Origin of the sequence: Nostoc sp., from assembly GCF_036918015.1 — a bacterium.
Classification (GTDB): domain Bacteria; phylum Cyanobacteriota; class Cyanobacteriia; order Cyanobacteriales; family Nostocaceae; genus Nostoc.
Map to the genome: position 1 here is coordinate 13,455 of NZ_JBALEO010000069.1, position 11,169 is coordinate 24,623.

Annotated in this window: 11 protein-coding genes; 3 read left to right on the top strand and 8 right to left on the bottom strand. The window is 40.4% G+C overall.

Going from position 1 to position 11,169, the window contains the following annotated elements:
• Nucleotides 1–26 precede the first annotated feature (26 nt).
• The 3 genes from V7K61_RS17445 to V7K61_RS17455 all read left to right on the top strand — a co-directional run bounded on the left by V7K61_RS17445 (nt 27) and on the right by V7K61_RS17455 (nt 4,375).
• A complete protein-coding gene (locus tag V7K61_RS17445) occupies nt 27–851 on the top strand; it encodes a glycosyltransferase family 2 protein (protein ID WP_335055017.1) in 825 nt (274 codons plus the stop codon).
• 454 nt (nt 852–1,305) lie between these two features.
• The gene (locus V7K61_RS17450; RefSeq protein ID WP_335055019.1) at nt 1,306–2,778 is read left to right on the top strand and encodes a TldD/PmbA family protein; all 1,473 of its coding nucleotides are present in this window, start codon (nt 1,306–1,308) and stop codon (nt 2,776–2,778) included.
• A 256-nt stretch (nt 2,779–3,034) separates the two neighbouring features.
• Complete coding sequence (locus tag V7K61_RS17455) at nt 3,035–4,375, top strand: TldD/PmbA family protein (protein WP_335055021.1); 1,341 nt, start codon at nt 3,035–3,037, stop codon at nt 4,373–4,375.
• A gap of 70 nt (nt 4,376–4,445) precedes the next feature.
• Here V7K61_RS17455 and V7K61_RS17460 read toward each other — a convergent pair whose 3' ends face one another.
• From V7K61_RS17460 to V7K61_RS17495, 8 genes are all read right to left on the bottom strand, one after another.
• Nucleotides 4,446–4,886: a pentapeptide repeat-containing protein gene (locus V7K61_RS17460; RefSeq protein ID WP_335055023.1), complete on the bottom strand. Its 441-nt coding sequence runs from the start codon at nt 4,884–4,886 to the stop codon at nt 4,446–4,448.
• A 174-nt stretch (nt 4,887–5,060) separates the two neighbouring features.
• The gene (locus V7K61_RS17465) at nt 5,061–6,107 is read right to left on the bottom strand and encodes an aspartate carbamoyltransferase catalytic subunit (protein ID WP_335055025.1); all 1,047 of its coding nucleotides are present in this window, start codon (nt 6,105–6,107) and stop codon (nt 5,061–5,063) included.
• A gap of 191 nt (nt 6,108–6,298) precedes the next feature.
• Entirely contained in the window at nt 6,299–7,651 is a 1,353-nt protein-coding gene (gene mgtE, locus V7K61_RS17470; RefSeq protein ID WP_335055027.1) for a magnesium transporter, read from the bottom strand.
• Between the two features lie 435 nt (nt 7,652–8,086).
• Complete coding sequence (locus V7K61_RS17475; protein WP_335055029.1) at nt 8,087–9,208, bottom strand: glycosyltransferase; 1,122 nt, start codon at nt 9,206–9,208, stop codon at nt 8,087–8,089.
• A 999-nt stretch (nt 9,209–10,207) separates the two neighbouring features.
• Entirely contained in the window at nt 10,208–10,345 is a 138-nt protein-coding gene (locus V7K61_RS17480; RefSeq protein WP_442936326.1) for a hypothetical protein, read from the bottom strand.
• A gap of 102 nt (nt 10,346–10,447) precedes the next feature.
• Nucleotides 10,448–10,645, bottom strand: a complete 198-nt coding sequence (locus tag V7K61_RS17485; protein ID WP_335055031.1) for a DUF6887 family protein — start codon at nt 10,643–10,645, stop codon at nt 10,448–10,450.
• A complete protein-coding gene (locus V7K61_RS17490; protein WP_094328788.1) occupies nt 10,642–10,824 on the bottom strand; it encodes a DUF6888 family protein in 183 nt (60 codons plus the stop codon). The genes V7K61_RS17485 and V7K61_RS17490 overlap by 4 nt, the downstream gene beginning before the upstream one ends.
• Nucleotides 10,824–11,009 carry a ribbon-helix-helix protein, CopG family gene (locus V7K61_RS17495; protein WP_094328789.1) on the bottom strand — a complete coding sequence of 62 codons (186 nt, stop codon included), beginning with the start codon at nt 11,007–11,009 and terminating at the stop codon, nt 10,824–10,826. The genes V7K61_RS17490 and V7K61_RS17495 overlap by 1 nt, the downstream gene beginning before the upstream one ends.
• Between the last annotated feature and the right edge of the window lie 160 nt (nt 11,010–11,169).

Consider the following 11,169-nt stretch of genomic DNA (forward strand, 5'->3'; position numbering starts at 1 on the left):
TATTTTAAAAATCACACGAGGTCTTTATGAGTCTTTTTGTTCTTTTACCCGCATATAACGAGCAAGAATCAATTCGGCCCTTGTTCAAAAAGTTTCAAACATTGCAGCAAATCTTTAATATAGAGATAGAACTGATTCTTGTCGATGATGGCAGTAGCGATAAAACTGCTCAGACTGCAATAGATGAATCTCAATCACTGGGTATATTACTGAAATTAGTCCAACATCCCAAAAATGCTGGTTTAGGTCAAGCAATTAAAACAGGTTTCACGACTTTCTTAGAAATTTCCAAAGAAGGTGATTTTTTAGCTGCGATGGATTGTGATAATACTCAACCACCAGAGCTATTAATAAAAATGTATGACACTATGATAGCTGGTAGCTATGATATTGCGATCGCATCTAGATATCGCAAAGGTTCTAAAGTCATAGGCTTATCAAAATTTAGAGAACTGATGAGTTACGGAGCCAGCTGGCTTTTCAGAATTGCCGCCCGCGTACCAGGTGTAAAAGACTACACTTGTGGTTACAGATTGTATAACCGTACTTTCCTCAGTAAACTGGATATGTATTATGGGGACAATCTATTCACTGAAAGCGGATTTGCTTGCATGATAGATTTACTGCTGAAAGCCAAAGTCCTCAAACCAAAAATTGTAGAAATTCCAATGGTTTTGAGATACGATCAAAAACCGACTGCTAGCAAAATGAAAATTCTTAAAACTATTACTCGAACGCTAAAGCTCTTGTTTAAGAATCTAGTATCAACAAAGCAGACTTCCAATTTAGGTCAGACTTTCAAAGAGCAAGAAACACTCAGAATTCCACTGAAAATGGCAAATCGTAAATGAACCTGAGAAGAAAAGTATGAATTCTTTGGTTGAGAAGAGTGCCAGATAAGTACATAAATACAGATGTGTTATATTTTACACTCAATCCAAAAGAGGAGCTTTCCTTGCTCCGCTTTTGTATTCTGATATCATGTCCGCTTGATTACTTACTAAACCCCAAGAACCCCACCCCGCCAAAGCTGCACTTTGTCTCCCCTCCCCGCTTGCGGGGCTGGGGTTGGGTGCAATGACTGTGGGAATCATAACTAATTATGCGGACATGAAATGACTTCTGAATTCTTCGTCAAATAGCTCTAAATTTCTAGTCTGTGGGCGGATTTGCCAAGGCGTTGTTAAAGGGGAGGGAAATCCACACGTTTTTCTAGCAACTGTGGCTTTTGCTCATTTGTTAGACTGAACACACCAGGATTTTTTCAGTCAAATCTCTGAACTACGCCAGCAGACGAGGCTACCCATGCTTACAAGTACGCTACTTCTCTCGAATCAACTTCCCACTCTCCAATATTCCTCCACACCAGAGCGTTTCGATGAAACCTGGGAAGCCCCCCTGGCTACCCTTCTGGGGCTAGGACGCGCCGCTGGGGCTGACTTCATCGAATTATTTTTAGAGCGTCGCAACTATATTAGTTCTCTTGCAGAAGATGACGCTATCACGAGTATTTCACCCAGTTTGTCTACAGGCGCGGGAGTCAGGGTATTTCGTGGTAAAGCTGACTGCTACGTTAGCACCAATGACCTTTCGTTTTCCGGTTTGAAAGCAGCCTTAGAAAAAGGTCTTTCTATCTTGGGATTGCAACTACCCACTGCTAAGGCTTTCATCCCAGAAATCAACCTAGAATTACTCAGAGATTACGCCACCAAAAGAGGTAAAGATGCATGGCTACCAGTGTGTAGCTCCATCCGAGAAATGGGAGAAATCCTTCTTGATGGTACTACCCACCTGAAGCAAAAAGCTAGCCACGTCCAATCGCGCCGTGCTACCTATTTCCGGGATTGGCAAGAAGTTTTAATCGCCGCCAGTGACGGTACTTTTGCCCGTGACATCCGCCTCACGCAATCAGTCGGATTTAACCTATTGTGTGCAGATGGTGCTAATCGTAGCTCAATTGGCGATCGCGCGGGTAATACTAGCGATGCCAACTTCTTGAGAACTTGGGATTCTCAACAAGCCGCCGAAAAAATAGCAGAATCGGCTGGAAAAATGCTCTACGCAGATTACGTGGAATCTGGTACTTATCCCATCATTATGGCCAATCACTTTGGTGGCGTAATCTTCCACGAAGCTTGCGGACACCTACTAGAAACCACTCAAATAGAACGCAATACCTCTCCCTTTGCTGACAAAAAAGGCGAAAAAATTGCCCACGAAAGTTTGACAGCCTGGGATGAAGGGCGCTCTGAAAATGCCTTCGGGACAATTGACATGGATGACGAAGGTATGCCGGCTCAAAGAACCCTCTTAATTGAAAAAGGCATTCTGAAAAACTTTTTAGCAGATAGAACAGGTTCCTCACGCACCGGACACCCCAGAACTGGAAGTGGACGCCGCCAAAATTATACCTATGCCGCTGCTAGCCGGATGCGTAATACTTATATTGATTCTGGCGAATATAGCATCGATGAATTATTTGCCTCTGTTGATAAAGGTATTTACTGTAAAAAGATGGGTGGTGGTAGCGTTGGTGCTACAGGTCAATTTAACTTTAGTGTTGATGAAGCTTATTTAATTGAAAATGGCAAAATCACCAAACCACTGAAAGGAGCAATTCTTATCGGTGAAGCCAAGGAAATCATGAATAAAATTTCCATGTGTTCCCAAGATTTGGAAATTGCACCAGGTTTTTGTGGTTCCGTTAGTGGCAGTATTTACACCACAGTCGGACAACCCCACATCAAGGTTGATTCTATTACCGTTGGTGGAAGATAAGAATTTTAGATTTAGATTTTGGATTTTGAAATATTGTAATTCAAAATCCAAAATGCTCAAGTTACCTGATTGTTCCATCGGTTCAATCTAAAATCTAAAATCCAAAATTGCTTGAGTATTCCTTTAGTCAGAACTCTATGAGAGAAGTACAAGCAATAACATCCAAAATCTAATTATTCAAAATAGAATCGCTTCCAATCCAAAATCGTTCGACTGAGCGTAGCCGAAGTCTAAAATCCAAAATCCAAAATTGACTATGCCGAATATCAATGAGATTGCAAATTCTGCCAAGGATAATGCTGATAAGCTTGGCATTAAGAAATTCGACATTTATGGCTCAACAGTAGATGACACTAACGTGCAAGTAGACCAAGGTGAGCCGAAACAAGTCAAAGCTTCAAATCGCTCTGGTGTTACTGTTCGTGTCTGGAATGAAGATAATACAATGGGTGTCACCAGCACCACAGATGTTGACCCCAAGGGACTGGAATTAGCTTTGAAAACTGCTTATGAAGCCAGTTTCTTTGGTGTTAAAGAAAATGTCCCTGATTTTAGTCCAGAAGCTACTGTTCCTATTACAAGTAAACCTCAGAATAAAGCACCCCAAGCACCTGTTGCTGAACTCATAGAAAAATTATTGGTAGCTGAAAAAGAATTACTAGCAGCCCATCCAGCAATTAAAGGTGTACCTTATAATGGTTTGTCTCAAAGAGATATTGACAGATTTTATCTCAATAGCGACGGTGCGGTGAGAACTGAATCTCACTCCTTAGCATCAGTTTATCTTTACAGCAAAACTGAGGAAGAAGGAAAAAAACCGCGCAGTGCAGGCGCTTATAGAATCAACCAGAGTTTAGATAATCTAGATATTAATGGTTGCATCAAAGAAACCGCCGATAAAACTATCAGTCACTTGAATTATGAAAAAATCAAAACTGGTAAATATCGAGTTGTTTTCTCAGCAGAAGCTTTCTTAAGTTTGTTGGGTGCTTTTTCTAACTTGTTCAATGCCCAAAGTATTTTAGACAATCAAAGTCTATCTACGCCTGATGATTTAGGTAAGCAAATTGCTTCTCCTTTAATTTCAGTTTATGATGATGCGTTGCACCCAGCTAACGTAGGTGCAGAAAGTTTTGATGGCGAAGGAACACCCACGCGTCAAATTTCGCTGATTGAAAATGGCGTTTTAACAGGATTTCTCCATAGTGCTGGCACTGCTAAAAGGTTAAATGCCCAGCCAACGGGTAATGCTAGTATTGGTGCAAAAGTCAGCGTTAGCCCCAATTTTTATCACGTATTTTCAACAGCAACTCCTGAGCAAGAGTTTAGCTTAGACACTGCTGAAAATGTGATTTTTATCGATGATTTACAAGCTCTCCATGCTGGAGTTAAATCCTTGCAAGGTTCCTTTTCTTTGCCGTTTGATGGTTGGCTAGTTAATAAGGGTGTCAGGACGAGTATTGAGTCAGCAACTGTTGCTGGCGATTTCTTAGAACTTTTGAAGTCAATTATTTATGTAGAAAAAGAAGCAGAGTTAACGCCAGGTGGTGTTTGCCCGAAAATTTGGGTTAATGAACTATCGATTACTGGCGAATAAAACTTAGGAAGTGCAGAGTTAGGAGTTGAATATAACTCTTAACTCATCACTTGGAAATCATGACTCATCATTAGTATTCACCACCAATGCTAATGGCAGTATTAAATACATCAGCACCGCTTAAATCAATACCAGCTAAAACAGCGCCATCTACGTCACTGTTATATAAACGGGAATTACTCAAATTAACGTTGGTAAGATTGGCATTATTTAACATCGTATCGCTAACAAATGCTTCTGTGAGATTAGCAGACTTTAAATTAGCTCCAGTTAAATCGGCACCTTCTAAGTTAGCACCTTCTAGATTAGCTCCTTTTAAATTTGCATTTCTCAAGTCAACACCGATTAGATGAGCGCCTTTGAGGTTAGCTCCTACTAGATTACATCCCGAACATTCTCTAGTTTCTAACAAGCGGCGGACAGGGGCGGAATTTTCTGCTTTGACGGGAATGGGAGCAGCTAAAGATAGCGTGCTGAGTAAGGCTGCTGCCGTCAAAAAAATTCGTTTCATAATTTACCTCGGACACTTCTAGAAGTCATTAAATTCTGATCTTCTACGATACCAGTGTGCCAAGATTAGAGAGTTCTGTCCTCATACGATCGGAGGAATAATAAATGCCATGAGATGAGATATTCTTCCGTAACGTAGTCCTATAGGAGTAAATTTCAAACTGAGATTATATTACTAAGCTTTGCCGCTACCTAATAGGTACAAGAGTGCCATCCGAACAGCAACACCGCTGGTAACTTGTGATTGAATGAGACTAAATTCTGGGTCATCCATCAATTCAGAACTAATTTCAACACCACGGTTAACTGGGCCTGGATGCAAAACTTTGACGTTAGGTTTACAAAGTTGCAGTTTTGTGCGTGTAATCCCAAACAGTTGATGATATTCTCGCAAACTTGGCAGCAAATGAGCCGTCATCCGTTCCTTTTGCAGGCGCAATGTCATGACGAAATCGGCATTCTGCAAAGCTGGTTCTAGCTGCCAGTGTAGAAAAAGTTGGGGATTGGGGGAATTACTTCTGACTTCTGACTCACTTCGACTACGCTCAGTGACCTCCTGACCTTCCTCCGAGATAAACTCGGCAAAGAATTTAGGTAAGAGGGTTGGCGGTGCTGCAAGATGAACTTCGGCGCCACTGGCAATTAAACTCCAAATATTCGATCGCGCCACACGAGAATGGAGAATATCCCCAACAATAGCAATCTTTTTCCCCTTTAAAAGTTCCAGTCGCGGATGATCTGGGTCAATTAGAGTAGTTATGGTAAATAAATCTAGCAGCGCTTGGGAAGGATGTTCATGTTGACCATCACCAGCATTGAGGACGCTAACTCGTACACCTAGACGATCCATTTCAGACGCGATCGCATTTGGTACTCCTGCCTCTCGATGGCGGACTACCATAATATCAGTTCCCATCGCCAAATAGGTTTTCGCTGTGTCGAGAATTGTTTCTCCCTTAGTCATAGAAGACGTGGCGGCGGCAAAGTTCAGTGTATCCGCACTTAAGCGTTTGGCTGCAAGTTCAAAACTGCTGCGAGTCCGGGTAGACGATTCAAAAAATAAATTCGCTACCACTTGTCCCTGCAAGGTTGGCACTTTCTTTGTCCGCCGCGATAGCACTTCTTGAAAACTGGCCGCAGTTTGCAAAACTGTATCGTATTCAGTAGTAGTGAAGTCAGCTAGGGAAAGAATGTGATGGCGATTCCAGGTAGTAGTAGGCATATTTGGGGACTGGGGACTGGGGATTGGGGACTGGGGATTGGGGCATGGGGGAGTGAGGGAGTGAGGGAGATGAGGGGACAAAGGGGTAAAGAAAACTCCTAACTCTTAACTCTTAACTCTTAACTCTTAACTCTTAACTCCTAACTCAGCACTCAGCACTCAGCACTCCTAACGCCCAATGCCCAATCCATTCACGCTGGTAAATGGAAAACGTTTAAAGCTAAAGAAATTAGGCTGAGGAATGTTAAAAACCCAATTGTATCTAGCATTGTAGTCACTAACGGGCCACTAACCAAGGCGGGGTCAAGTTTCAAGCGCTGCAAAGCCATTGGCAGTAAAGTGCCGAGTGTAACAGCCACAATTGTATTAGTTGCCATGACCATGCCGGCAATTAAAGCCACCCATCGCTCTTGGGGTCGTGCCCAAATTAAGGAAAGCAGTATCATCGTTGTGGCTAAAGCAAGAGCTGTACCTAAACCAGCTAGAAGTTCCTTGCGGAGAATTTTTAAGGTATCTTTGGGTGTTACCTCTCCCACTCCCAAGCCGCGGATTGTTACCGTTAATGATTGAATACCGACAGTACCACCAGTGTTAGAAAATATCGGCATGATGACTGCTAGAACTGGCACTGCGGCAATTACAGATTGAAAAGGCGCGATCGCACTGGCTGCACCAATATACAGGGCCATGATCCCCAACAGCCAAGGCAAGCGGTTACGGATGGTTAACAGGGGAGAGGATAAAGCTGCTTCATCACCACTCACACCCCCCAGTTTTTGGATATCTTCTGTGGCTTCTTCTTCCAAAATATCCATGACATCATCAATGGTGACAATGCCTACCAATCGGTCTTCCCGATCGACAACGGGGATAGCGATTAAGTCGTAGCGCTGCATGATTCGCGCCACTTCTTCTTGAGGAGTTTCAGTTGTTACCTTAATGACGCGATCGCTAGCAATATCCTTGATGAAAACATCGGGAAAGGTAAACAGCAATTGCCGTAGTGAAACTACTCTCACCAGCGTCCGGTTATCATCTGTGACGTAGGCGTAGTAAATCGATTCCTTGTCTTCGTCCTGACGGCGGATTTTGCTCAGGGCTTCACCGACAGTCAATCCTTGGCGCAACCGGACATATTCGGTTGTCATCACCCGCCCAGCAGTGCCTTCTGGATAGCCGAGAATCGTTGCTGTTGCTTGCCTTTGTTCTGGACTGAGTTCCTGCAACAGCCGTTTAATTACTCCAGCAGGTAGTTCATCAAACAATTCTGCCCGTTCGTCAGGACTCATTTCTTCTACAAGTTGCACTACCTGAACATCATGGAGAGAATTAATTAGTTCTTCCTGCACCTCTGTCGGCAGATATTCAAATACATCAATTGCCTGAGCTTTGTTGAGTAAACGGAATGCGATCGCCCGTTGTTGTTCGGGCAATTGTGTAATGTATTCTCCCACATCCACAGGTTGCAAGCGATTTAAATCCCATTTCAACTGGTTTAAATCGGTAGTATCAGTCAGCAAATCACGAATATCTTGTGTGAGCATGAGATATATCTCCTAAGTCTCCCCCGCGCTGGGAGACTTCCTCACCACAGCTCAGAGGAGGTTGATACTGCCATCTTGTGGACTATGGTCCATAAAATTTCAACAATTCAATATCGATAGCTAAATCAAAGCATTGCTAGTCATCATCCTAACCCGGAATAGCGCTGTCTGGTAGATACTGAGGAAATTTTATCTCTTTAGTACCTTTATATAAATTTTTAGCTTGCTACCTTGATTTTTGGGGGAATTATTCTGCGATCGTAGTAAGTTTTGCTACTAATATAATCTGTGAGAGCTGGCGATCGCGAATAAATAACCATACGGATGGCTAAAAAAAGAGGAGTTGTCTCCAAACAAGGCATTAGAAAACTTCTGCTCATTAACAAATGCTTGAGGTTCAGTAATCTAAATTGAGATACTCTCACTTGAGTGTCGTTAACTAATTACTAAATCATAAATAGCTTCTAGCTTGGCAGTTTGCTTGCGAATATCAAAATTTTCGCAAATAAACTCTCGTCCTTTTTTACCCATACTCTTAGCTAAAGCCCGGTCAGACAAGAGAATATCTAATTTTTCCGCGAGAGCTTGATCGTCTTTTTCATCAACTAAAAAGCCAGTTTCTCCATCTAAAATAGCATCAGGGATAGCGCTATGCCAGGTAGAAGCTATTGGCAAACCAGAAGCAGCGGCTTCCAATATTGAAAGCGGTAAACCTTCGCTATCACCGTTCTTTGCTGTTTGACTGGGTAGAGAAAATATTTCTGCATTTCTCATAGTTTTTTGAATCACTTCATAAGGTTTTGCCCCCATAAAATTGACTCTATTACTAATACCAAGCTCATCTGCTAGAGTTTTTAATTTTTCAGTCATTGTGCCATTTCCAATTTGAATAACTGACACATCTGGATGCTTACTGGCAATCCTGGCAAAGGCTTTTAATAGGGTATCAATTCCTTTTTTTTCAGTATGTCTGCCTACACATAAAATATATCTTTCACCTTTTGATTCACTAGCTGGGGCAAATTTTTCTAAATCTATACCACTATTTAGTTTAATAATTTTATCTTCAGGATAACCATATTCAATCATCTTTTTATACAAGAAACTAGAAAAAGCAATAAATTTAGATGCTTTTTGTTTTAATTCTTCTTCATGCAAAAGAAATTGATAGAATGCTGGATTACCTGACAGCCACATAGCACGGCGTGAAACTGTGATATCAAAACCGTAAAATGTAACGAGGAAAGGAATATTTAATTTTTCTGCCAATCGCATTGCATAAATACCATCTGGCCCAAAATGCCCGTGAATTAATTTTAGATTTTTTAGTTCAGCTTCTTTACCAAACATATTTGGTGAAGCAGAAATTATATGAAATAATTGCTTAATTTTCCATTGGTCATTATCACTAATAGCAATATGGTCAAAAGGAATTTCTTCTAATAGTTTACAAGTAAGAAATAACGGTTTATATGTTTGTAAATTATGGGCTTGCTCTCCGATAAAAGTTTCTGATACTCTCGGATAAGCTCGACGATACATCCCGACTGTTTTCATTGTGTTACTCCTATTTAAGATTAATATTTCTCTTGACAAAAAATGAACAAGATATTGGGTAAAAAAATTTGAAGTTATTTATATTTTTACGCCCTTGCTTCTATCTGCTGCTTTTTTTTATAAAATGGTAATTACCTGATTCATTGAGAACAGCAATAACAATACCAATTTTTAGTTTTTTCAAGCAAATACTAGCCTAAATCAAGGCTTCAATTATTTATGTTAGTAAGTGAAATAATAATTTTCCCTGAAACTATTATTTAGTAAATATCTTAGGGTGTAATAAAGCAAACTAGGATATTTATCATGTAAAAAAACCGATTAATATTTTATGACTTACGCATTAACAGAAAAGCCAAAATAGCAACTATGCTTTTCAAGGCTTCTAGCTAGATTTTTACTAGCCTACGCAAATAACAAAATATGGTTTGTAAAAGTCTGAACCGAGGTATTTATACTAATGCATAAGATGAGTTATTTGTACAGTGCATAAGCCCTATTTTTTATCAAACTTGATTGGATTGAGGATAGCCTCCCTTTCTTGACTGCAATTATTTGCCGAATGCTTAACACAAGCAGATCAATTTTAAAACATATCTACATTAAAATTATATTTATTTAATAAATATTTCTACAAAAAAATGATTTAGTTTATACCAGCATAAGCATAACCTCGGAGTAGTGATTTAGTTTAGACTAGCATAAGCTCATGCTTCGGAGTTAGGGACTCTTGATTTTTGACATCATCCCACCACTGAATATTATGTCCGGCTAATTAGTTATAATTTCCGAATCTATGCACAAAGCCCAAAAGGACCTTACCTCTGCGGTCTTAATGATAAGTCTTTAACCGGACACTATATGATTTAGTACACCCAATCACGGTGGATTCCCAAGACCACTCTTGAGAGTCACCTTTCTAAGACTCGACTTACTTGGAGGGATTTATTCCACCCACGCAGAGATTGCCTTAAAAACTATAGTTATAGGTATAAAATATTACAATAGATAGTGAAGATTTGAATAAATATCATGTTTTGGTTTGCGATCGCGGTCATTTTCTAATCCATGACTAAAAATTAGCTGTATCTCTGACTGTGTTAAAACCTCAGCGCGTCCATGCCGATTTATTTTCATTGCCAGACTGTAGACCCTGTAATCCACAGCCTACAATGTCTCGACATCTGATATCGACATCTGATAAGCTACATCGATTAAGCGAGTTGATAAAGGTAATTTTTAGAGATTTTCTCGTGTCCGTTTTGCTTCTATTAGTTTTCCCAGTTCACCAATTTCATCTATGGTATAAAACTTCGGGTTAGGTTCAGCGTTAATTTTATCCATTAGAGCGTGAAAAGCTTCTGTATCATTACGATTCTCTAATAAATAACGTTTTAACTCTATTTTACTCATTGCAGCAAACTTAGGCTTGGTCATTCGTCGTATCTCCATTTACCATTAGGGTTAATTACAATACCAGTTTCATCACCAGCCAAGATATAGATGTCTCCTGTTCGTTCATCTAATCTGACTATAAAGATAGGTAGTAGAAACGTTGTGAGGTTTTGACAGAGAATAAAACAAATCAGATTTTGTTTGGGTGTAGGATACCTCATTAAGGTTGACTTACTTTTTTGATTGCCGCATCACACCACATTCTGACAGCTTCTTCCATTGCCTCACTATGCCCTATTTCTAACTCAAGAGCTAGCTGTTTGAAAATTTTAACTAAATCCTTGGGCAGATAAGCAGCACTTTGGGTGTAATCGCTGTGGGTGCGTTTATTAATTCGAGTTTCCATAATGAAAAAAGTTAATCTGCTGTTATGCTAGCATACTAGCTCATCTCTCCCAGATTGCACTCCATAGCACGTAATTCTGACCACACCCAAAAATCTCCCCAATTTTTCACTATTTCGCCAGTGCCACGCCGAAATAAAATCACTAAAATTCAGTACCCAG